The following is a 23732-nucleotide window of genomic DNA, read 5'->3' on the forward strand; positions in this document are numbered from 1 at the left end:
ATGGACTTCACCTTCACCGAAGAGCAGGAGACAATCGCCAAGCTGGCGCGCGATCTGTTCGAGCGCCGCGCCACGCCGGAGCGGCTGACCGAGCTGGAAGCCGGCGATGCGCGGTACGACGACTCGCTGTGGAAGGAGCTCGCGACGGCCGACCTGCTGGGCACCGCTCTGCCGGAATCGGTGGGCGGCAACGGCGGTGGCTTCGTGGAACTCGGCGTGCTGCTGGCCGAGGTCGGCTACAGCGTCGCCCCGGTGCCCGCCTACGCCACCCTGGTGCTGGGCGCCGACCCGATCGTCCGGCACGGCAACAACGAACAGCAACAACGGTTCCTGCCGGGCGTGGTCAGCGGATCCCGCATCCTGACAACGGGATTGACCGAGCCCGGCCGCTCGGATCCGACCAACCCGGTTACCACCGCACGCCGCGACGGCCCGAACTGGCGCCTCGATGGCGCCAAGGAGTTGGTGCCGGCGGCGCAACTCGCCGACACGGTGCTGATTCCCGCCTCTACGGATGACGGCGACGTGGACCTGTTCCTGCTGGCCAGCCACGCCACGGGCGTCGAGATCCGCCCGGTGTCCACCACCAACCGCGAACCACACGCGGACGTATTCCTGGACGGCGCAATCGCTTCCGCGCAGGACAGGATCGCCGGCGACGGGCTGGTCGAGTCGCTCTACATCCGCGCCCTGGTGGCGCTGTGCGCGATCCAGCTCGGTGTCACCGAACGGGCGCTGCGCATCGCCGCCGAATACACCACGGGGCGCGAGCAATTCGGGCGCCCGATCGGCAGCTTCCAGGCGGTGCAACAGCGCATGGCCGACGCCTTCATCGACGTCGAGGCGATCCGGTGGACCACCTGGCAGGCCGCCTGGCTGATCGCGCACGGGCGTCCCGCCGACCGGGCGGCGCGCATCGCGAAGTTCTGGGCCGCCGAGGCCGGCGGCCGTGTTGCCGCCACCGCCCAGCACGTCCACGGCGGCATCGGCATCGACGTCACCTATCCCCTGCACCGCTATTTCCTGTGGGCCAAGCACAACGAGCTGGCCCTCGGTCCGGCTTCGGCACAGCTGGCCCACCTCGGCGCAACCTATTCGGAAGGACCCGCATGACGACTACCGCGAGTCGCACCACGACCCTGCAATGGCGGGATATTTCGGTCGGCGACGAGGTCACGCCGCTCGAAATACCGATCACCACAACGATGATCGTCGCCGGCGCCATCGCCACCCGCGACTTCATGCCGGTGCACCACGACCGCGACTACGCCAAGCAGCAGGGCTCGCCCAACCTGTTCATGAACATCCTGACCACCAACGGCTACTGCGTGCGCTACCTCACCGACTGGGCCGGACCCGAAGCGATGGTGAAGAACCTGTCCATCCGTCTTGGGGTGCCATGCTTTCCGGACGACCCGTTGCGGTTCACCGGCAGCGTCACCGGCAAGACCGAAGGTTCGGGAGGCGAGAACTTTGTCGAGGTGACCTTCGCGGGGGCCAACAGCCTGGGCGACCATGTCTCGGGCACCGCCGTGCTCAGCCTGCTCGACGGGTCCTGCGAGACGAGGCAAGCATGAGCCGGACGCTGCCGGGCGCCGCGGCCATCGTCGGGATCGGCCAGACGGAGTTCTCGAAGGAATCCGGGCGCAGCGAGCTGCAATTGGCGTGCGAGGCGGTCAGCGCGGCACTCGACGACGCCGGACTGGCACCCAGCGACGTCGACGGCATGGTCACGTTCACCATGGATTCCAGCGACGAGATCGACATCGCGCGCAACGTGGGCATCGGCGATCTGAGCTTCTTTTCCCGCGTGCACCACGGCGGCGGCGCGGCCGCCGGAACCGTCGTACACGCGGCGATGGCCGTCGCCACCGGCGTCGCCGATGTCGTGGTGTGCTGGCGTGCCTTCAACGAACGGTCCGGCTTCCGGTTCGGCGGCAGCGGCCGCAGCATGGCCGAAACACCATTGTTCATGGCGCATTACGCTCCGTTCGGACTGCTCACTCCCGCGGCCTGGGTCGCGGTGCACGCCCAGCGTTACATGTCGACGTACGGCGTCACCAACGAGGACTTCGGCAGGATCGCGGTGGTCGACCGCAAACATGCGGCGACCAATCCCGAGGCTTGGTTCTACCAGCGCCCGATCACCCTGGAAGACCATCAGAATTCGCGTTGGATCGTCGAACCCGTGCTGCGCCTGCTGGATTGCTGCCAGGAGAGCGACGGCGGGGTCGCGCTGGTCATCACCAACGCGGAGCGCGCCCGAGACTTGCGGCAGCCACCGGCCATCATCACCGCGGCCGCCCAGGGCGCGGCCCATAACGGGGAGATGATGACCAGCTATTACCGCGACGAGATCACCGGGCTGCCCGAGATGGGCGTGGTGGGCCGGCAGCTGTGGCGCGATTCCGGCCTCAAGCCGCAAGACATCCAAACCGCCTTCATCTACGACCATTTCACACCGTTCGTGTTCGCCCAGCTCGAGGAGCTCGGGTTCTGCGGGCGCGGGGAGGCTAAGGACTTCGCGACCGTCGAGCGGCTGTCGCTGGGTGGCGAGTTTCCAATCAACACCAACGGCGGCCTGCTCGGCGAGGCCTACATCCACGGCATGAACGGCATCACCGAAGGGGTGCGCCAGGTGCGCGGCACGTCGCACAACCAGGTCGACAACGTCGAACACGTGCTGGTCACATCCGGTACCGGCGTGCCCACCAGTGGCCTGATTCTCGCACCGGCCGGCTGAGGGGACCGTCATGCCGAAGCTCGCGCTCCTGACCGCCCACGGCGGCCCCATCGAGCTGGCCGAATTCCCCTTGACCACACCGGCGCCGGGCACCGCGGCGCTGCGGCTGCGGATGGCCGGCATCTGCGGTTCCGACCTGCACATCTTCCGCGGCGAGCTGCCGCTGCCCTGCCCGTTCGCCATGGGTCACGAAATGGTCGGCGAGATAGCCGAACTCGGCAACGGCTTGACCTCCGACGCGACCGGTAAGCCGCTGGCCGTCGGTGATCGCGTGGTGGCGCCGTACTTTTGGTTCTGCGGCAGTTGTCACGCGTGTGCGCGGGGGCGGTCATATGCCTGCCAGAACCTGATGGCCGGCGAATACCGTACGCACGAACAGGCGCCGCACTTCGTCGCCGCCTACGGCGAGTACTACTACACCAGCCGCCGGCAACCGTTGTACAAAGTGCCCGCAGACCTGCCCGACGAGGCCGTCGCGCCGCTGAATTGCGCCCTCGCGCAAGTGCTCTTCGCGCTGCGCGACGTGCGGCTCGGCGACACCGTTGTCATTCAGGGCGCCGGCGGGCTGGGCATCAACGCCGCGGCCGTCGCTCGGACAGCGGGGGCCGCCGCGGTGATCGTCATCGACAAGATCGCCGAACGACTCGCTGTCGCCGCCGACTTCGGCGCCACCCACTGCATCGACGCCAGCGGGATCTCGGCCGCCGAGGTCACCGAGCAGGTGCATAAGCACACCGAGGGTATCGGCGCGGACTGGGTCCTCGAGGTTGTCGGTGTGCCCGGCGTCATCTTGGCGGGGATCGGTTTTCTCAATAACGGCGGAACCTTGCTCGAAGTCGGCAACGTCGGGATGGGACGCACCTTCGAGCTCGACCCCAGCGCGTTGGTCTACGGCAATAAATCCATGCGCGGCGTGATGCTGTACGACCCGGTCACCCTGGCCGCGGGCCTATCGTTCTTGCAGCACACCAGTTTTCCGTTCGAGCGGCTGATGCCCAAGCCTTACCATCTGGCCGACGTCAACGCCGCGTTCGCCTCGGCCGATGCCGGGCTCGTCCCTCGAGGGGCATTGATTCCGTGACGACTCAGGCTTCCGCCTTCAATCAGGCGACCGATACCCGCGAGCTCATCGTGGAGTCCGCGATCGCGTGTTTTGGCAAGCAGGGATTGCAGAAGGCAACCATCGTCGACATCGCCAAGCGGGCCGGCGTATCCCGCAGCACCATCTACGAATACTTTTCCGACAAGGCCTCGATCGTCGAGGCGTGCGCCGAACACGCGTCCGAGCGGTTCTACCGCGAGATGACCACGGCCATGGACCGTGGCGGCACGCTGGAAGACAAGCTATGTTCGGCAGCGGTGTTCGTCACCCAGGCGCGGCGGGTCATCGCGTCCGAGAAGTACTTCGACGAGGATGCCATCAGCCTGCTGCTGACCAAGGATGCCGCCGTGCTGCTGCGCGAATGCGTCGAATTCTTCGCCCCCTACCTGGCGGCCGCCCGGCTCACGGGTGAGGTGCGCAAGGACCTCGACATCGAGGCCGCCGGTGAATGGTTCGCGCGCATCCTGTTCTCGCTTTTCAGCACGCCGTCCTCGACGCTGGACATGGACGATCCCGACGTGGCAGCGGAGTTCGTTCGCGCCCACGTGGTGCGCGGCTTTGCCGCCGATCGACCGCGGCCGCGACGCGCTCAATGACGGCGTGCGCCCACGGCCTCGAGTGTGCGTCCACGTCGGGATTTGTGCGTTCACGGCGCCGTCAGCGCACACTCAACGGCGCTGCGCCAAAGCCCGCAGGAAAAACCCCAAATTCGCCGGCCGCTCGGCGATCCGCCGCATGAAGTAGCCGTACCACTGGGTGCCGAACGGCACGTATACCCGCAGCTGGTTTCCGGCCGCGACCAGACGCCGCTGCTCGTCGTCGCGAATGCCATACAGCATCTGGTATTCGAATTCACCGATGCCACGGCCTGATTCGCGCGCCATAGCGGGCACCGCGCTGATGATCTCCGGATCGTGGGAGGCCACCATCGGGTAGCCGGACCCGGTCATCAGCACCCGAAGGCAAGCCAGATAGGAGTCGGTGACCTCGGCGGGTTCCCGGTAGGCCACCGAGGCGGGTTCGTCGTAGGCGCCCTTGCACAGCCTGACCCGGGCACCGGAGCCGGCGAATTCCTCGCAATCATCCAGCGTGCGCCGCAGGTAAGCCTGCAAAACCAGGCCCAGCCAAGGAAACTCGGCCCGCAGGTCGCGCACGATGCGCAGCGTCGAATCGGTGGTGGTGTGGTGCTCGGCGTCCACCGTCACCCATACACCCGCCCGCCGGGCGGCGTCGCAAATCGACCACGCGTTCTCCCGCGCGATCTTGTGCCCGTCGCGCTCCAGCGACTGACCCAGCGCCGACAGCTTGACCGAGACTTCCAGCGGCCGCACAGCGTCGCCCGCACCATCGAGGCCGCCCAATGTGTCGATCAGATCCAGGTAGGTCCGCACGGCCGCTTCGGCGTCGTCAATATCGGCGACGTCCTCGCCCAGATGGTCGACGCTGACGAAGCGGCCCGACAAACGAAGGGAAGCAACACTATTGCAGACGGAACCGATCGTCTCCCCGGGGACGAAGCGCCGCACCACCTTGCGGGTGACCGACAGCCGTTCGGCGGTGCGGCGCAACCCTTCGCGCCGGCCGGCGGCCATGATCGCCGGGCGCAGCGTGGCGGCGAACAGTCCGGCCATCAGTCGGCGCCCATATGCGGGTACGTGTGATCGGTTGCCGGGATGAACGTCTCCTTGATGGTGCGAGCCGACGTCCAGCGCAACATGTTCAGCATCGATCCGGCCTTGTCGTTGGTGCCCGAGCCTCGGGATCCCCCGAACGGCTGGCGCCCGACGACCGCGCCGGTCGGTTTGTCGTTGATGTAGAAGTTCCCGGCGGCGAACCGCAGCCGATGCTGGGCGGTCAGCACGGCGGCGCGGTCGTCGGCGATGACCGCGCCGGTCAGCGCGTACCGGGATCCGGTGTCGACGACGTCGAGGATCCGCTCGTAATCGTCGTCGGGATACACGTGCACCGACAGCAGCGGGCCGAAGTATTCCGTCGCGAATGACTCGTCGAACGGGTCGTCGGACAGCAGCACCGTAGGTCGCACGAAATAGCCCTCGCTGTCGTCGTATTCACCACCGACGGCGATGGTGACGCGCGCCGCGCCCTTCGCCCGCTCGATGGCGTCCACGTTCTTGATGAAGGCGCGCCGGTCGATCAGTGCTCCCCCGTAATTGGTCAGATCGGTGACGTCGCCGTAGCGCAGCGCGGCGGACTTCCCCAGGAAGTCGTCACCCATGCGGCGCCACACCGACTGCGCAATGAACGCCCGCGAGGCGGCCGAGCATTTCTGGCCCTGGTAGTCGAATGCGCCGCGAATCAGCGCCGTGCACAACACGTCCGGCCGCGCCGAGGCATGCGCGACGACGAAGTCCTTACCACCGGTCTCGCCGACCAGCCGCGGATAGCTCTGGTAGCGGCCGATGTTGGCACCCACCCGTTGCCACAAATGCTGGAAGGTGGCCGTCGACCCGGTGAAGTGGATCCCGGCGAGCCGCGGGTCGGCCAGTGCCACATCGGAGACCGCGAGGCCGTCGCCGGTCACCAGGTTGATCACCCCTGGTGGCAACCCCGCTGCCTCGAGCAATTGCATGGTCAGATACGCCGACAGTGTTTGGGTGATCGACGGCTTCCACACCACGGTGTTGCCCATCAGCGCCGGCGCGGTCGGCAGATTGCCGGCAATGGAGGTGAAGTTGAACGGCGTGATCGCGTACACGAAGCCGTCCAGCGGCCGGTATTCGCTGCGGTTCCACTCGCCGGGCCCGCTGATCGGCTGCTGCGCCAGGATCTGTTGCGCGAACGCCACGTTGAATCGCCAGAAGTCGATCTGCTCACACGGCGAATCGATCTCGGCCTGGTAGACCGACTTGGATTGGCCGAGCATCGTCGCGGCGGCGATTTTCTCGCGCCACGGCCCGGCCAGCAGGTCGGCGGCGCGCAGGAAGATCGCCGCCCGATCGTCGAACGGCAGTCCCGCCCAAGCGTTTTTTGCGGCCATCGCAGCTTCGATCGCCGCCACCGCGTCCGTGTGCCCCGCGTTGGTCAGGGTGCCCAGCTTTGCGGAGTGCCGGTGCGGCTGGACGACGTCGATGCGCTCACCGTCGCCCATCCGGTGGGTAGCGCCGATGACGTGCGGGAGGTCGATCGGATGATCGGCCAGCGCGGCCAGCGCGGTGACAAGGCGGGCGCGCTCCGGAGAGTGCGGCGCGTAGTCGTGGGCCGGCTCGTTGACCGGCAGCGGGACCTGGGTTATCGCGTCCATGCTGCCAAGGGTCCTCGCGATCCTCCCGCATAGAATTAGCCGATCGGACAATACCGGATGGTGTTCGTAGTAACATCGAACAACATGGCCGGTGTGGGGCTGGGGCAGCTGCTGCTGGCGCTGGACGCGACCCTGGTGAGCCTGGTCGACGCGCCTCGGGGCCTGGACCTGCCGGTGGCGTCGACGGCGCTGATCGACTCCGACGACGTGCGGTTGGGGCTGGCGGCCGCGGCGGGCTCCGCCGACGTCTTCTTCCTGTTGGGGATCGCCGACGACGAGGCGCTGCGGTGGATGGACAAGCAGGCGCGCGACCGTGTGCCGGTGGCCATCTTCGTCAAAGGGCCGTCGACTGCCTTGGTGGCCACGGCCGTTGCGGCCGGCTCGGCCATGGTGGCCGTCGACCCACGGGCCCGCTGGGAGCGGCTCTATCAGCTGGTGAACCACGTGCTGGAGCATCACGGGGACCGCGCGGATGCGATGGATGATTCGGGCACCGACCTGTTCGGGTTGGCGCAGTCGCTCGCCGACCGCATCCACGGCATGGTCAGCATCGAAAACGCTCAATCACACGTCTTGGCCTATTCGGCCTCCAACGATGAAGCCGACGAGCTGCGCCGCCTTTCCATCCTGGGCAGGGCCGGCCCGCCCGAGCATCTCGAGTGGATCGGCCAATGGGGCATCTTCGACGCGTTGCGGTCGGGCGGCGAGGTGGTCCGCGTCGCCGAGCGGCCCGAGTTAGGGCTGCGTCCGCGACTGGCCGTCGGGGTGTACCAGCCCGCGCCCGATGCGCGGCGACCGCCGGTGTTCGCCGGAACCATCTGGGTACAGCAAGGCTCGCAACCACTGGCCGACGATGCCGAGGAGATGCTGCGGGGCGCCGCCGTGCTGGCCGCCCGGATCATGTCGCGGCTGGCGGCCCGGCCCTCCGGCCACACCCGGCGGGTGCAGCAACTTCTCGGCCTCGCTGACGCGGAAACCCTCGCGCACGTCGACGTGGCCGCTGTTGCCCGCGAACTCGGCATTGCCGCCGACGGTGACGCGGCTTTGATCGGTTGGGACGCGGTGGACGGTTCACCCCGTCACGCTCGTCTCGCCGATGTCATTGCCCTGAGCGCCAGCGCTTTTCGTCGCGACGCCCAGGTCGCCTCGGCCGGCTCGCGAACGTATGTGCTTGTCCCCCAGACCCATAACCGGTCGGTCACCTCGTGGGTGCGCGGCACCATCGGCGCCATGCGTGCCGAACTCGGAGTGCGGCTACGGGCGGCCATCGCCGCGCCGGTCGCGGGCCTTGCCGGGGTCGCCGCGGCGCGCATCGAAGTGGATCGCGTGCTGGACAGCGCTGAGCGGCACCCGATTTCGTTCGGTCAGGTGACGTCGCTAGCCGAAGCGCGTACCACCGTGCTGCTCGACGAAATCGTGGCCCTGGTCGGCAGCGACGAGCGCTTGATCGATCCGCGGATGGTGGCGCTGCGCGACGACGATCCGGTGCTGGCCGAGACGTTGCGGACCTACCTGGATACCTTCGGCGACATCGCTGCGGCCGCCCAATCGTTGCGAGTGCACCCGAATACGGTCCGTTATCGGGTGCGCCGGATCGAGAAGTTGTTGTCGACCTCGCTGGCCGATCCCGAGGTGCGGCTGGTGTTTTCGCTGGGATTACGGGTGCTGGAAAGTCATTGCCGCCCTCCCTTGCCCCGACGTCGCGGCCGCCACGCGTGACGATGTTGAAGCGGTAACCTAGCGCCCATGCAAAATTCGTCGGTTGTCTCCCTGCTGCGGGAACGCGCCGGCCTGCAGCCCGACGACTTGGCGTTCCGGTATACCGACTACGAGCAGGACTGGGCGGGCGTCACCGAGACTCTGACGTGGGCGCAGCTGTATCAGCGAACGCTCAACGTTGCGCACGAGGTCAAGCGGCATGGCACCACCGGCGACCGGGCCGTCATCCTCGCCCCCCAGGGCCTCCCCTACATCGTGGCCTTCCTCGGCGCGATACAGGCCGGGCGTATCGCGGTCCCGCTCTCGGTTCCGCAGCCGGGTTCGCACGATGAACGTGTGGCCGCGGTCCTGGCGGACACCACACCCACCGTCGTTCTCACCACGTCGGCGGCCGCCGCGACCGTCGACGACTACCTGCGCCGCCCGGACTCGGGTACCCCGGACCCCGCCCCGGCCGTCATCGCCGTCGACGCGCTGGATCCGGACCAACCGAATTCGTCGAGCATCGGGATCAGTGGAGCCCCGGAGATCGCGTACCTGCAGTACACGTCGGGCTCCACGCGCCTTCCGGCCGGGGTGATGGTCTCGCACCGCAACCTTCGTGTGAATTTCCAGCAATTGATGGCCGCGTACTTTCCCGACATCAACGGGGTGGCCCCGCCTGACACCGTCTGCGTGTCGTGGCTGCCGTTCTACCACGACATGGGTTTGGTTCAAGGCGTCATCGCTCCGATCCTGGGCGGGTATCTCGGCGATGTGACGAGCCCGGTCGCGTTTTTGCAACGCCCGGCCCGCTGGATCCACGCGATGTCCCAACCCAATCCGGTCTTCTCCGCCGCGCCGAACTTCGCCTTCGAGCTCGCGGTCCGCAAGACAACGGAGGCGGACATGACCGGAGTCGATCTGGGCAACGTCATCAGCATCGTCAGTGGTGCCGAACGGATCCATCCCGCCACGCTCGACCGCTTCTGTAAACGGTTTGCCACGTATAACTTTCGCGCACACGTGATGCGACCCTCGTACGGCCTGGCCGAAGCGACCGTCTATGTCACCAGCCGCGCCGAGCCCGGCGCTCCGCAGGTCGTCCACTTCGAATCGGAGCGGCTGTCGGAGGGCAGCGCGCAGCGGTGCTCGGCCGAGACCGGGTCGCCGCTGCTGAGCTACGGCACGCCGACGTCGCCGACGGTGCGGATCGTCGACCCCGACACCAGCACGCAGTGCCCGGCCGGAACGGTCGGCGAAATCTGGGTCAACGGCCAGAACGTGGCCGGCGGCTACTGGCAAAAGCCCGAAGAAACACAGCGCACCTTCGGCGGCATCCTGGCCGACCCGTCACCCGGCACGCCCGAGGGTCCGTGGCTGCGCACCGGCGACCTCGGCTTCGTCTTCGAGGACGAGATTTTCATCGTGGGCAGGATGAAAGATCTGCTGATCGTCTACGGCCGCAATCACTATCCCGAGGACATCGAATCGACGGTGCACCGGATCACCGGCGGCCGGGTCGCGGCGATCTCGGTGCCGGTGGACGAGACCGAAAAGCTGGTGGTCATCGTCGAACTCAAGAAGCACGGCGATTCCGATGTCGACGCGCTGCACAAGCTGGACATAGTCAAGAACGACGTCACCGCGGCGATATCGACCTCGCACGGGCTCAACGTCGCCGATCTGGTCCTGGTGGCACCGGGATCGATCCCCACCACGACCAGCGGCAAGATCCGGCGTGCCGCTTGTGTCGAGCAGTACCGCCACCAACGGTTCACCCGGTTGGACTCCTGAGCGGTTCCGCCGTGCCACAACCGTTTTGCGCGACGGCGTCCCCCCTATTGGCTATTCGCCGTCTGGGCTTCCCCAAGAAAGTGACCCACCACGTCGGGGCCGGTGGAGTGCATCTTGATGGAGAGCTCGAGCAGCCTGTCCTTGACCAGCTTCGGCAGTAGCTCGATCGAGCGCGTTGTGGCGGAGTCGTACTTAGCCCCGGGAAACCGCTGCAGGAGAACATCTTTCTGCTCCTCGGTGGCGTAGATCTCGAGCAGCTTCATACCGGCGAAAGCCTCGTTCGCCAGGTCCGCCATTCCGGCATTCGCCAGCGCTTCCAATCGTTCCTCGTTGATCCAGACGTTGACCTTGATCTTCTTCTCGCCACTGCTCATGAGTTCTCCAATTGGTTCAGCGTAAAGACCGGCAACCTGTCTTTCAGATACTCCTCGGTGACGAACGGCGAACCCTGGCCGTACTTCGCGGCGCTGTCCATCACCACTTCGAACACCTCGTGCCGCATCACCATTTGGGTCGGCTTGACCTCGTCGGTCAGAATGCTTCGAATCAGGCTGCCGCTGAAGCTTTGTGATTGATCGTCATGGCCACACAGGGCCGAATTGGTGACCTCCTGGCACACCGGGCAGTACCAGTTCTCCCGCAGGAACACGGATTTGATCTCCAGCTCGCTCCGGTGTTGCTTGAGGATGTTCTGTGAATCGTATGGGTGGTAGAAATCCCCCACGCCCGCGTGGTCCCGTCCGAACATGTGATGCGTGCAGCCGAGGTTCGTCCGCAGAATCGCGTGGAAGATGGCCTCCCGGGGCCCCGCGTAGCGCATGTCCCACAGCGTGAACGACACCAGGTGGACGTCCTCGCGGAAATACCCGCTGGTTCGCAATTCGTTCTGCGCCAACAGGATTGCCTCGTCAATGTAGTCCCCGACGCGCTTCTGGCCGATGATGGCGTTGACGAGCACGCCCGTGTTCAGGTTGTCGACGGGCTGGTCCTCGTTCGCCGCCAACCACGCCTGCTTCATCAGGGCCTCGTGGCCGGTGTGCGGAACGTTTCGGGTCTGGTGGGCGACGGCACGCTTCCAGTTCTTTGCCGCCAGGGCATCCTTGTGCTGCCTCGGCGTCAGCCAGAAGCTTTTGAAGGGTTCGTTGAACACCGGTTCGTTGATGAGCGTGATGTCGCCGCCGATGAAACGATCCGCATAGGCCAGCATCTTCTTGACCCCCGGGTGCCGGGGGTCGGTGGTGCCATAGGTCTTTTCGGCCATGCGCTCCAAGTCGTATTCGTAGATCTCGGAGACCTCAAAGAGCGCCATCGGGGCGTCGAGATATTCGAGGACGACGCTGTGGCCCTCTTTCACCCCGAGCTTCTCGACGTCTTCCGCGGAAAGATCGAAGACGATCGGGATGCTCCACAGCGTGCCGTCGGGCAGCTGGAATTTGTCCAGCGTGCCCTCCACTTCGCGCCGGCCCATGAACCCGGTCAGCGGAGTGAAGAAACCGTAGGAAAGGCTGATCACCTCGTGAGCGGTGCCTTTCGAGATCGGGACGCGCGGCAACCCGTCGATCTGACTCACCGCGTTTTCGGTGGACACCCGTTCCACGATCGGCTTGCCGTTATGACCTTGGTAGCTCATGAAAGTGACCTCGTTTCGGTAATCGGCGGTTGCCTGTGCGGTGAACGGCTCCCGAAGCCGTCGTCGCCGAGGCTGCCCGCTAAGCGTCTCGCCGGACCGGGACGGAGATGACGCCTACCTGCTCGAGATGGGCGATCACCTCCTCGGCCAGCGTGTCGGCTTCCTTGTTGCCGCCTTCGAGCCTCAGCTCGGGCCGCGCGGGCGCCTCGTAGGGATCGTCGATTCCGGTGAATCCCTTGATCTCGCCAGCCCGGGCTTTCTTATAGAGGCCCTTGGGATCGCGCTGCTCGCAAATCTCAATCGGGGTGTCGATGAAGATCTCGTGGAAATCGCCGTCGTTCAGGGTGGCCCGAATTGCGTCACGATCACGAACGTAAGGACTGATGAAGGCCGTCAACGCGATGACGCCGGACTCGCAGAACAGCTTCGCGACCGCGCCGATACGGCGGATGTTCTCCTCGCGATCCTGGGCGGAGAATCCCAGGCCGAACCGCTTCGCGAACTCGAGTCCGTGACGCTCTTCGAGCAGTTCCGGGCCGGCATTGAGCCCATAGCGGACGTTGTCTCCGTCCAGCAGAAAGCTGCGTATGCCCCGCGCGTAGAGCTTCTGCTCGACGACGTTGGCCACCGTGCTCTTGCCGCTGCCGCTCAGTCCGGTGAACCAGATGACGCAGCCTTTGTGCCCGTTGAGGCTCTCGCGCTCGGCGCGGCTTATCTGATGTTCGTGCCAGGTGATGTTGTTGGCCATGTCCAGCTCCTGTTCACAACGCGTCAGTCGCGCATGGACGTGCGCACGAGGCGGGATTGACCGTCTCAATTACCGGTAGTGACGAAACGTCAACGGCCACTTACCATCCTCCGCATCACCGGTCGCGGTACTGGTGGCCGGCCGGGCATCGCATCCGCCCGACAGGAATCCACGTGCCTGCCGACACCGATGTCGCGCTTCGGCACGGCGAACTCGTCGCATCGATCCTGGCCACATACCTTCACCATATTGTTTATCAATGAATCCGGGTTAGAACCAGTCCACAAGTAAAGATGGCCAATTTACGGGGGTTTATATTGTGCCGCTGCGCGTTGACCCCTCCCCCATCGAGCCCGTTCGCGAACCTGCCCGGTAATCGCGCGGCGGGGCCTCGACGGCATGCGCGGGTCAGGATGCTGACGGTGCGGCTTGCAGATCAGACAGCTCGTCACACAAGTGGTCCGCCAGACCGCGAACGGTGGTGATTTTGGCGGGGCTGATGCGCACACCAGTCTCGGTTTCGAGGCGGGTGCGCAGCTCCAAGTTTCCCAGCGAATCCAAACCGTAGTCGGACAGGGGCCGATCGGGATCGATTGTGCGACGGAGCAATAGGCTGATCTGACCGGATACCAACCGGCGAATGGCCGACGGCCACTCCTCGCGCGGCAACGCCCGCAATTCGGCGAGGAACTTGCCGGTGTCCGGTTTGCCTTGGCCCATCGAGCCGAAAGCCTCGGCGAACCGGCTGCGTTGCGCGAAGGATGTCAACCATCGCGTCCCCATGATCGGCGCGTAGCCGGAGTACGGGCGGTCGTAGCGCAGCAGCGTTTCGAATGCGCGGAAGCCCTCGGCCGGATTGATCGCGACGCCGGCGTCCTCGGCCAGGGCCGCGGCGCGGCCAACCTCGGACCACGCCCCCCACCCGATCGAGGTGCCCGGCAGCCCGTGGGCGCGACGCCAGTAAGCGAACGCGTCCAGCCAGCTGTTGGCCGCGGCGTACGCACCCTGCCCGGGCGAGCCCACCAACGCGGCGGCAGACGAGAAGCAGCAGAACCAGTCCAGCGGCTGCCCGGTTTTTTCCTCCTGCAGGGCTTGATGAATGTTCCACGCGCCGTAGACCTTTGGCGCCCAGCACCGGTCGATGAGTTCGTCGGTGACATTCGCCACCGTGGCGTCCTCGACCACCGCCGCCGCGTGCAGCACTCCCCGAACCGGCAGTCCGGTGGCGGTGGCGCACGCCACCAGCCGCTCGGCCGTCTGGGGCTCGGCGATGTCCCCGCACTGCACCGCGATGTCGGCGCCCGCGGTGCGAAGTCGCTCGATGGCTTCGCGCGCTTGCTCGTTGGGTTGCGAGCGGGAGTTGAGCACGATCCGCCCGCAGCCCGCCGCCACCATTTCACCGGCCAGGAACAAGCCCAGCCCGCCGATGCCGCCGGTGATGATGTACGCACCGTCGGCGCGGAACGGCCGCACCTTTTCCGGCGTCACGGCGGCCACACTGCTTCCCGCGCGCGACACGTGCAGCACCACCTTGCCGGTGTGCCCCGCGCCGGCGACCAGACGCACCGCAGCGGCCGCGTCGTGAATCGGATAGTGCGTGGTGCGCGGCAACGGCAGTTCGCCGGCGGCGGTGCGCTGGTACACGGTGGTCAACAGGCGCCGAACCGTGTGCGGATGGCTGAATGTGAGCAGCGCGAGATCGACGGCGAACAGCGACAGATTGCGACGGAACGGAAACAGCCCCAGGTGGGTGTCGCGGTAGATGTCACGCTTGCCCAGCTCGATGAAGCGTCCGCCCAGGGCCAGCAGTTCGATTCCCGCCCGTTGCGCGGCGCCGGGTAGCGAGTTGAGCACCACGTCGACGCCGTATCCGTCTGTGTCCCGGCGGATTTGATCGGCGAACTCCGTGCCGCGCGAGTCGTAGACGTGCTCGATACCCATGTCGCGCAGCAGTTGCCGGCGCTGCGGGCTACCCGCGGTCGCGAAGATCTCACAACCCACGGCCCGGGCGATCGCGATGGCCGCCTGCCCGACGCCACCGGTCCCGGAATGGATCAGCACCTTGTCGGTCGGTGAGATGCGGGCCAGATCGTGCAGGCTGTACCACGCGGTCGCGGACGCGGTCGGCACCGCGGCGGCGTCTTCGACCGGCACCTCGGGCGGCAGCGTGACAGCGTGCCGGGCGTCGGCGATGACGAAAGTGCCCCAGCATCCGTTGCGGGACATCCCGCCGACGTGGTCGCCGACCTTGTGCTCGGTGACGTCCGGTCCGACGGCGGTCACCACGCCGGCGAAGTCGCCGCCCAGCTGTTGCTGGTAACCCTCGAAGGTGGGATAGCGCCCGAAGGCGACAAGGACATCCGCGAAGTTGATGGTCGACGCGGTCACCGCCACTTCGATCTCCCCCGGCCCGGGCGGCACCCGGTCGAAGGCGGTGAACTCCAGCGATTCGAGGTCACCGGGTGTGCGGATCTGCAGGCGCATGCCGTCACGCTCGTGATCGACGACGGTGGTTCGCCGCTCGGCCGGGCGAAGCGGCCCGGGCCGCAGGCGCGCGGCGTACCACTGGTCGCCTCGCCAGGCGGTCTCGTCTTCTTCCGATCCGCTTTTCAGTTGCAGCGCAACATGTTCGGGGTCGGTCGTGTCGTTGACATCGATCTGGGTGGCGCTCAGATGCGGATGCTCGGAGTCGATCACCCGCATCAGCCCGCGCAGCCCGCCCTGCGCCAGGTTCGCCACATCACCGGCGGTCACGCGTGCGGCAGTCCGGGTCACCACGTACAGCCGCGGCGACTCGCCGGGCAGCTCCGAGAGCTCACGGGCGACGGCCGCCAGATGCGACACGTAATCCCGGCCGCGTCGCGGTGCGCGCGGGTCGCCCGCGGGGCCATCGGGCGCCGCGGTCACCACGACGACGCCGTTCAGCCCCTTCAACGGCCCGTGACCGTTGCGGGCGCTCTGGCCGGCGGCGGACAGCAGCGACCGCAGCTGTGCGGTATCCACGGCGCCGAGGGGTACGGACACCGTGCTGCATTGCGCGCCATCGGAACTCAAGGCCTCTGCGAGTCGCGCCGTCCACGGGTCGTGGGGGTCGGCATCGGCGTCGGACGCGGCGAGCAGTACCCAGCAGCCGGGCTGACTGTGCGCCGTCTCGGGCAGTTCCCGGGGCTCCCAGTCGATGGTCAACAACCGGTCGTTGAGCAGCCGATGGGCGTGGTCGTGTTCGGAGGTGCCGCCGGCCAGCCGTAGTCCCTCGACGGTCAACAGCACCGTCCCGGACTTGTCCAACACGTCGAGGTCGACCTCGCATTCGCCGGGGCGCGAGGACGTGACCCGGGCCAGGCAGTATTGCGCGTTGCGCGTCGAATGATAGCTGCGCAACCTGCGCACCCCGGCCGGCAGCAGCAGACCGCCGGCCCCGGCATTCTGCACCTCCGGCGATACGACGACCGACTGGAAGCACGCGTCGAGCAAGGCCGGGTGTGCGGTGTAGGCCGACTGCTGCGAGCGGATGGGGCCCGGCAGTGCGACTTCGGCAAGCAGCGTGGTGATCTCCCCGGCGGGGGCCAGCACCGCGGACAGACCCGAAAACGCCGGACCGTAGTGAATTCCCGCGGCGTCGAAAGCCCTTCGCAATTCCGCGCCGTCCATGCGGGACGGATGGTTGGCGATCAGCGTTGCCAGGTCGTGAGCGGACGGCTGCCGCGGTACGGCTGAGTCGGCGTCGTCTCCGGCGAACGCATGCAGGACCGCGCTTGCCCGGCGGATGCGTTCGCCGTCCTCGTGGGTGTCCACGGTGAACTCGAGAACACCGGGCGCGGTGACCCTCGCCACCGAGGACGCCGGCGTCTCGTCGCCCAGCAGCAGTGTCTGCTCGAACTTGACGTCGCGCACCTCGGCCCACTCACCCAGGGCCGCATGAGCGGCCGCTAGCGCCATCTCGCAATAGGCTGCGCCGGGAAACGCAGCGACACTGTAGATTTGGTGATCGGCAAGCCACGGATGTGCGCCGATGCCGACCTCGCCCTGCCAGACGTGGCGCTCGGGTTCCTCCTGCAGATGCACGTGAGCGCCGAGCAGGGGGTGTACGGCCTGGACAGTGGCTCCGTGTGCGTGCTCTGTTGCCTCGCGGCTGAGCATCAGTCGGCGGTGGGTCCACGTCGGCAGCGGGGCATCCACCAAACGCCCTGTCGGGTATTGGACGGAGAAGTCCACGTGCGCCCCGGCGCTGTGTACGTCGGCGACGAAGCCGCGCAAGCCAACTGGCAGCTCCTGGTCGCGGCGCACGGCCGCCCGGGCGGCGATGGGCATGTCCAGACTCCCGGCGTTCTGCTCAACGGCGTGAGTCAGCAGCGGATGCGGCGCCAGCTCGCCGAAAACTCGGAACCCGTCCTTGAGGGCGGCCTGCACGGCGGCCGCGAATCGCACCGTGCAACGCAGGTTTTCGGCCCAGTAGTCGCCGGTGAACGACGGCCGCTCGCGCGGGTTCCACAGCGTCGCGGAATAGTACGGCACCGCGGGCGCCATCGGTTGCAGATCGGCGAGGACCTCGACCAGCTCGTCGAGGATCGGCTCCACCTGCGGTGAATGCGAGGCGACGTCCACCGCCACCTCGCGCGCCATCACGTCCTGTTCCTGCCAGGCCGCGACCAGTTCGCGAATGGTCTGGGTGTCACCGCCGACGACGGTCGATGTCGGCGATGCGACCACGGAGAGCACGGCGTCGGAGATACCGCGAATCGACAGTTCCGACAGCACTTGTTGTCCCGGCAGTTCCACCGACGCCATCGCGCCACTGCCCGCGATCCGCGCCATCAGCTTAGAGCGACGGCAGATGACGCGCACACCATCGGCGACCGATAACCCGCCGGCGACGACGGCCGCCGCGGATTCGCCGAGCGAATGCCCGATGACGGCACCGGGACGCACCCCGTAGGACTTCATCGTCTCGGCGAGCGCGACCTGCATCGCGAAGATCGTCGGCTGCACCTTGTCGATGCCGCTCACCACCGCCGGCGCCGACATGGCCTCGGTCACCGAAAAGCGCGATTCCGCGGCGATCAACGGCTCGATGGCCGCGATCGTCGCGGCGAAAACCGGCTCCTTGGCCAGCAGTTCAACGCCCATCCGCGACCACTGCGAGCCCTGCCCGGAGAACACCCACACCGGGCCTCGGTCGTCTTGTCCCACCGCGGGCTCATACGGGACGTCGCTGTCGGCGACCGCGCGCAGCTCCGTGCCCAACTCGCCGAAAGTGCTCGCCGAGACCACGGTCCGCACCGGTCGGTACGCGCGCCGGCGCGACAGTGTGTAGCCGAGGTCCCTTAAGCCTGGGGCATTTTCGCCGTTACCCGCAACGCTGTCGTGCTCGTCGAGCCAGGCCGCCAGCCGCGCGGCGGTGACACGCAGCTGCTCGGCGGACGTGGCCGACAAGGGAAACAAAAGCGGTCCCCCGACGGAGGGTGCGCCCGATTCTGGCGCTGGTGCTTGTACCGGGGCCTGTTCCAGGATGGCGTGCACGTTGGTGCCGGACATCCCGTACGACGACACCGCGGCGCGGCGCGGGTGATGTCCGTTGCTGGGCCACGGCGTATTGCTCTGCGGCACGAAGAGATCCGTCTTGATCCGGGCCATCTCGTCGGGGAACCGGGTGAAGTGCAGGTTCTGCGGCACCACGGCGTGCTGCAGCGCCAGGATCGCCTTCATCAACCCCAGCGGCCCCGACGTCGACTGCAGGTGACCGAAGTTGGTCTTCACCGATCCCAGGGCGCAGGGGCCGCCGGTGCCGTACACGGCGGCCAGGCTGGCGAATTCGATCGGATCGCCGACCGGGGTGCCGGTGCCGTGCGCCTCGACCAATCCGACCGTGGCCGCGTCGACGTCGGCGAGCTCCAGGGCCTTCCGGTAAACGGCGACCTGAGCCGTTTCCGAGGGCGCCGCGATGTTCACGGTCCGGCCATCCTGATTGGCCGCGGTGCCGCGCAGCACCGCCAGGATGCGATCGCCGTCGCGTTGCGCGTCGTCGAGCCGCTTGAGCAGCAGCATGACGCAGCCCTCGCCGGACACGAATCCGTCGGCCCGGACGTCGAAGGCGTGGCAGCGGCCGGTCGGGGACAACATGCCCTGCAGCGAACCCGAAACGGACTTGCGCGGTTCCAAGGTCACCACGACGCCACCGGCCAGGGTGAGGTCGGATTCGCCGCCGCCGAGGCTGCCGCACGCCTGGTGGACGGCCATCAACCCCGACGAGCACGCGGTGTCGATGGTCACCGCCGGGCCGTGCAGCCCGAGCGTGTAGGCGACTCGCCCGGACGCGAAGCTGTTGCTGGTGCCGGTGAATCCGTACGGCCCTTCGGCCGCGCCGCAGTCGGCGGACAGCAGTTCGTAGTCACCGTGGGTCAGACCGACGAACACACCGGTCTGCGATTGAACCAAAGACGCCGGGTCGAGGCCGGCGTGCTCGACCGCATCCCATGACGTTTCCAGCAGCAGGCGGTGTTGCGGGTCGATCGCGGTGGCCTCGCGCTCGGTCATGCCGAAGAAGTCGCAGTCAAAGCCGCCGACGTCGTCGAGGAACGCGCCCCACCGAGTTACCGATCGGCCGGGGACGCCGGGCTCGGGATCGTAGAACAGGTCCGCATCCCACCGGTCGGCGGGAATTTCGCCAACGAAGTCGTCACCGCGCAGCAGCGCCTCCCAGAGGCGTTGCGGGGAGTCGATCCCGCCGGGAAGTCGGCAGGCCATCCCGATGACGGCAACGGGTGTGGCGTTTGCGGCACGCAACGTGCAAGTCCCCTATCCTCGCCCGATCACTCGGGCATTCGATAGCCGTGCGCAAGCGCGGGGAGCCCGTGAGCATCGGCGCGCACCGTCATCTCTCCCGTGTTTCAGGCCTTATTATGCAGGTGTCAGTTTACAGTCGAACCCGGTCGGGTCGGCGGGAGTAGACAATTTCGGCTCGGTCTTACCGATAACGCACCAACGACACCGGGGTGTCACGAAACCCGCGCCGTGCCTGCGTAACCCCGTCAATCCTGACCCCGCCGGTGGCCCACGACCCCCGAGGCAGGCCCACTATGCCCAGGCGGGGAAACCAGCGGCCGAAAATGCTCTATCTTCAAGGCAATTCGTACGTCCCCGGCCTGACCTGCGGCCGCTGGGACGTGCGGCTATGTGTCGCTGGTTTGTTCGGAGTCTTCGGACTCGGCGTCCTTCGCGGGATCCTCGATGACGTGATACGCCGGATCGACCATCGATATGGGCCGGTTGCCGGTCTGCCTGGGCTTGCCCGTGATCCGCAGAACCTGACCGGGCGCTATGTCGGCCCCACCGTGCCCGGAACGGAACGTGACGCTGATTTCGCCGCTGCTGTCGCCGACGACGACCTGGCGCCGAGTCCGCCTGCCTTCTTTGATGTCCTCGACTTGGTTCACCCGTCCTTCAAAGGTCGCGCGCTGGCCCGGTATCAAACCCGACACCGTGATCAGCGCTGGCCCGCGGTCGGGGTGCTCATAGGCTTCGACGTTGTGCTCTTGATCCTCGTTGATCCACGCTTCCACCTTGTCGAGCTCGCGGGCGATCCGTTGCTCGAAGTTGTCCGGGAAAGCCTGCTGGATCCGGGTCTGCACGTCGTAGGGCACGATCGTCGCCGCGGCGTCCGGTATCAGGCTGACCGCGCGGGAGACTTTGTCCGCGGTGCGGTCGTGCAGCAGCCGACCCAGTATCGGTGCGTACGTGCGGCGGGGTAGCAACACCGTGACGTTGGTGTTCCGCTGCTCATCGCGGGCCTTGGCGACCAACACCTGCGCGGCCCGGGTGATCCGCCGGTCCGGGCAGTCCACCACTCGCAACGGGGTGTCGAGTTCAAAGTGGTCCCAACGCTTTCGGATCAACTGGGCATGGGCTTCATCAACCATGAAGTGCACCGCGACCAGCTCGTCGGCCCGTAATCCCCTGCCGTAGCGCAGAGCTTCGATGACAGCGAGGTCAACCGAGTTCACAAACACGAAGACCTTGTGCCGGGCATACTTCACCAATTCCGGGCGGTCGGTGCGGAACATCTCGAGAATGGCCGCCTCGGCGCGGTATTCGCGGTTGAGCCGCATCAGCACGAACACCAGCAGCGGAAAGACGACGACCACCAACCACGCGCCCTCGGTGAACTTCGCCACCGCGAAGATGCCGACGATGACCGTCGAAAGGATGCCCGCAGACAGGTTGATCGCCAGCCGGCGTCGCCAACCCGGCTCTCGGTGGGTCAGATGGTGTTTGGTCATTCCGTAACCGGCCATCGAGAAACCGGTGAACACGCCGATCGCGTAGAACGGAACCAGCGCGTTGACCGAACCGCCGGTCGCTACCAGCAGTCCCACCGACAGCGCCGTCAGCGCGATGATGCCATTGGAGAACACCAGGCGGTGCCCGCGTTTCGTCAACTGCCGCGGCAGGAAGCGGTCCTCCGCGACGAAACTGGCCAGCGCCGGGAATCCGTTGAAACTGGTGTTCGCACCCGTGAAGAGGATGGCGGCGGTAGACGTCTGAACCAAGACGTACAAGACGTCGCCGAGTAAGCCGTGTCCGAAGACCGCACGGCCGATCTGCGACAAGACCGAGGGATACTCGCTCAGATACGGCGTGGCGTGGGTGACGTGCGCGAGATAGGCGACGCCTGCCAGTAAGAAGCCGAGGATGACGGCCATAGCGGTGAGTACCCGGCGTGCGTTGCGGCCCTGCGGTTTTCGGAAGAGGTCGACGGTGTTCGAGATCGCTTCGACGCCGGTCAGTGACGAACCCCCGTTTGCGAATGCGCGCAATAACACCAGGATCGTCGCGCCCATCACCAGGCCGTTGCCCTGGTGAACCGGCACTGTTCCGGCCATGTGGGCCGGGTCGTAGACCGGCAGATCGCCGAACAACACTCGCAGCACACCGACGATGATTGTCAGGCCGACCATAACCACGAAGAAGTAAGTCGCGAAAGCGAATTGCCACCCCGCCTCCTTCAACCCTCGCAGGTTCGCATAGCAGATAAAAAGAACCACACCGACGGTGATTTCCAGGCTGTGCGGGCCCAGGGCCGGGATCGCCGACACCACCGCAACTGTCCCGGCCGCCGACTGCACGGCGACGGTGACCACGTAGTCGATCAACAGTGCCGCGGCGGCGACCTGCGCCACCCGGGGCCCGAAATTCTCCCGCGCGACGATGTAGGACCCGCCCGCTCGGGTGTAGGCCACCACGACCTGCCGATACGACGCCGTCACCAGTAGCAGAATCAGCAAGATGACGCCGGTGAGGGGGAGCAACAATGCAAACGCGGCCAGCCCGGCCTTCGGCAACAGCTCGATCAGGATCTGCTCGGTGCCGTAGGCGGTGGACGAGATCGCGTCCGGCGAAAGGGCCCCCAGGGCAACCGGATTCGACAATTTCTCGGACGCCAGTTCCTCGGTGATCAGAGGCTTTCCAAGAAAGACACGCTTGGTTATGTCGCCAAGCGACGTCGGGATGCGCAGCTTGCCGGTCGCACTGGTCACGAGCACCGTCCTTACCCGAGGTTGAGAACCGTGGAACGCCTCCGATGCATTGTGCACGGTTGCCCGTCTCGGGGCCGCCAGGCGGTGCGGGCCGGGCTAGGAGAGCCGCTGCACCGCGGCGGCGATCCGCTCGTCGCTGGCGGTCAGCGCAACCCGCACATGCTGCGCACCCCGCGGTCCGTAGAAATCACCCGGCGCCACCAGGATGCCGCGCTGCGCCAGCCAGGCGACGCTGTCGTGGCACGGCTCACCGCGGGTGGCCCACAGGTAGAGGCCGGCTTCGGAATGGTCGACGGTAAAGCCGGCCGAACGCAGTGCGGGCAGCAGCGCCGCGCGGCGCCGCTCGTAGCGTTCCCGCTGCGCCAGCTCGTGGGCGTCATCGTCCAGGGCGGCGATCATGGCCGCCTGCACCGGCGCCGGCACCATCATCCCGGCGTGCTTGCGCACCGCCAGCAGCTCGGCGACCAGCTCGGGGTCTCCCGCGACCAAACCGGCCCGGTACCCGGCGAGCGACGAGCTCTTCGACAGGGAGTGGATCGCGAGCAGGCCGGTATGGTCGCCGTCGCAGACCGCGGGGTGCAGGATCGACAGCGGCTGGTCGTCCCAGCCCAACCCCAGATAGCACTCGTCGGAGGCCACCAGGCAGCCCCTGTCGCGGGCCCAGCCGACCACCTTGCGCAGGTGATCGCAGCCCAGGACACGTCCCGTCGGATTGCTCGGCGAGTTGAGGTAGTACAGCGACGGCGACTGCGGACCCAGCTGCGTCAGCGAATCCGCCCGCAGCACCCGCGCTCCGGCCAGCCGGGCCCCGACGTCATAGGTCGGATAGGCCAGCTCGGGCACCACGATCACGTCCGCGGGGCCCAGGCCCAGCAGCGTGGGCAGCCAGGCGATCAGCTCCTTGCTGCCGATCACGGGGAGCACGGCCGCCTCGGGCACCGCGGTGATGCCGAACCGGCGGTCCAGCGCGGCGACCGCCGATTCGCGCAGCCGGGCGGTACCGGCGGTCGCGGGATATCCCGACGCCGACGCGGCGGCGGCCAGCGCCTCCTGGATCACCGGAGCGACGGGGTCGACCGGGGTGCCGACGGACAGGTCGACGATCCCGTCCCGATGGGCGCCGGCCAGCGCCTTCGCGTCGGCCAGCGTGTCCCAGGGGAACTCCGGCAGGGTCGCCGACACTGCCGGTCGGCGCTTTTTGAGCTGGTATGGCACCGGG

The 23732-nt window shown here is 67.0% G+C and carries 15 protein-coding genes; 7 read left to right on the forward strand and 8 right to left on the reverse strand.

The window, feature by feature from the left end; genetic code table 11:
- Genes A5782_RS24790 through A5782_RS24810 form a run of 5 tightly spaced genes read left to right on the forward strand, consistent with a single transcriptional unit; the run spans window position 1 to window position 4441 of the window.
- The gene (locus tag A5782_RS24790; protein WP_067104989.1) at window positions 1-1113 is read left to right on the forward strand and encodes an acyl-CoA dehydrogenase family protein; all 1113 of its coding nucleotides are present in this window, start codon (window positions 1-3) and stop codon (window positions 1111-1113) included.
- Entirely contained in the window at window positions 1110-1577 is a 468-nt protein-coding gene (locus A5782_RS24795; protein ID WP_067104991.1) for a MaoC family dehydratase, read from the forward strand. The genes A5782_RS24790 and A5782_RS24795 overlap by 4 nt, the downstream gene beginning before the upstream one ends.
- The gene (locus A5782_RS24800; RefSeq protein ID WP_067104992.1) at window positions 1574-2743 is read left to right on the forward strand and encodes a lipid-transfer protein; all 1170 of its coding nucleotides are present in this window, start codon (window positions 1574-1576) and stop codon (window positions 2741-2743) included. Before A5782_RS24795 ends, A5782_RS24800 begins: the two co-directional genes overlap by 4 nt.
- Before the next feature lie 10 nt (window positions 2744-2753).
- On the forward strand, window positions 2754-3824 hold the full coding sequence (locus A5782_RS24805; RefSeq protein ID WP_067104993.1) for a zinc-binding dehydrogenase: 1071 nt from the start codon (window positions 2754-2756) through the stop codon (window positions 3822-3824).
- The gene (locus tag A5782_RS24810; protein ID WP_067104995.1) at window positions 3821-4441 is read left to right on the forward strand and encodes a TetR/AcrR family transcriptional regulator; all 621 of its coding nucleotides are present in this window, start codon (window positions 3821-3823) and stop codon (window positions 4439-4441) included. Before A5782_RS24805 ends, A5782_RS24810 begins: the two co-directional genes overlap by 4 nt.
- 72 nt (window positions 4442-4513) lie before the next feature.
- On the opposite strand, the gene A5782_RS24815 is transcribed toward A5782_RS24810, so the two are convergent.
- On the reverse strand, window positions 4514-5476 hold the full coding sequence (locus tag A5782_RS24815) for a proline dehydrogenase family protein (protein WP_067104996.1): 963 nt from the start codon (window positions 5474-5476) through the stop codon (window positions 4514-4516).
- Window positions 5476-7107 carry an L-glutamate gamma-semialdehyde dehydrogenase gene (gene pruA, locus A5782_RS24820; RefSeq protein WP_067104997.1) on the reverse strand — a complete coding sequence of 544 codons (1632 nt, stop codon included), beginning with the start codon at window positions 7105-7107 and terminating at the stop codon, window positions 5476-5478. The genes A5782_RS24815 and pruA overlap by 1 nt, the downstream gene beginning before the upstream one ends.
- Window positions 7108-7191: 84 nt before the next feature.
- On the opposite strand from pruA, the gene A5782_RS24825 reads away from it, so the two are divergent.
- Window positions 7192-8826, forward strand: coding sequence for a CdaR family transcriptional regulator (locus A5782_RS24825; protein WP_067104998.1), 1635 nt, complete (start codon window positions 7192-7194; stop codon window positions 8824-8826).
- A 27-nt stretch (window positions 8827-8853) separates the two neighbouring features.
- Window positions 8854-10602, forward strand: coding sequence for a fatty-acid--AMP ligase FAAL21/FadD21 (gene fadD21 / locus A5782_RS24830; RefSeq protein WP_067104999.1), 1749 nt, complete (start codon window positions 8854-8856; stop codon window positions 10600-10602).
- 44 nt (window positions 10603-10646) lie between these two features.
- On the opposite strand, the gene A5782_RS24835 is transcribed toward fadD21, so the two are convergent.
- From A5782_RS24835 to dapC, 6 genes are all read right to left on the reverse strand, one after another.
- Window positions 10647-10976 carry a hypothetical protein gene (locus A5782_RS24835; RefSeq protein WP_067105000.1) on the reverse strand — a complete coding sequence of 110 codons (330 nt, stop codon included), beginning with the start codon at window positions 10974-10976 and terminating at the stop codon, window positions 10647-10649.
- Window positions 10973-12232, reverse strand: a complete 1260-nt coding sequence (gene sat, locus A5782_RS24840) for a sulfate adenylyltransferase (RefSeq protein WP_067105001.1) — start codon at window positions 12230-12232, stop codon at window positions 10973-10975. Before sat ends, A5782_RS24835 begins: the two co-directional genes overlap by 4 nt.
- 79 nt (window positions 12233-12311) lie before the next feature.
- Window positions 12312-12980 (reverse strand): adenylyl-sulfate kinase, encoded by a 669-nt coding sequence (gene cysC, locus A5782_RS24845; RefSeq protein ID WP_067105003.1) that lies wholly within the window; start codon window positions 12978-12980, stop codon window positions 12312-12314.
- A gap of 408 nt (window positions 12981-13388) precedes the next feature.
- Window positions 13389-19763: a type I polyketide synthase gene (pks2, locus tag A5782_RS24850; protein ID WP_067105004.1), complete on the reverse strand. Its 6375-nt coding sequence runs from the start codon at window positions 19761-19763 to the stop codon at window positions 13389-13391.
- 386 nt (window positions 19764-20149) lie between these two features.
- Window positions 20150-22513, reverse strand: a complete 2364-nt coding sequence (locus A5782_RS24855; protein ID WP_067105060.1) for an amino acid permease — start codon at window positions 22511-22513, stop codon at window positions 20150-20152.
- Between the two features lie 96 nt (window positions 22514-22609).
- Complete coding sequence (gene dapC / locus A5782_RS24860; RefSeq protein ID WP_156624105.1) at window positions 22610-23695, reverse strand: succinyldiaminopimelate transaminase; 1086 nt, start codon at window positions 23693-23695, stop codon at window positions 22610-22612.
- Window positions 23696-23732: the final 37 nt, after the last annotated feature.

The sequence above is a fragment of the Mycobacterium sp. 852002-40037_SCH5390672 genome, assembly GCF_001665875.1.
Taxonomy (GTDB): Bacteria; Actinomycetota; Actinomycetes; order Mycobacteriales; family Mycobacteriaceae; genus Mycobacterium.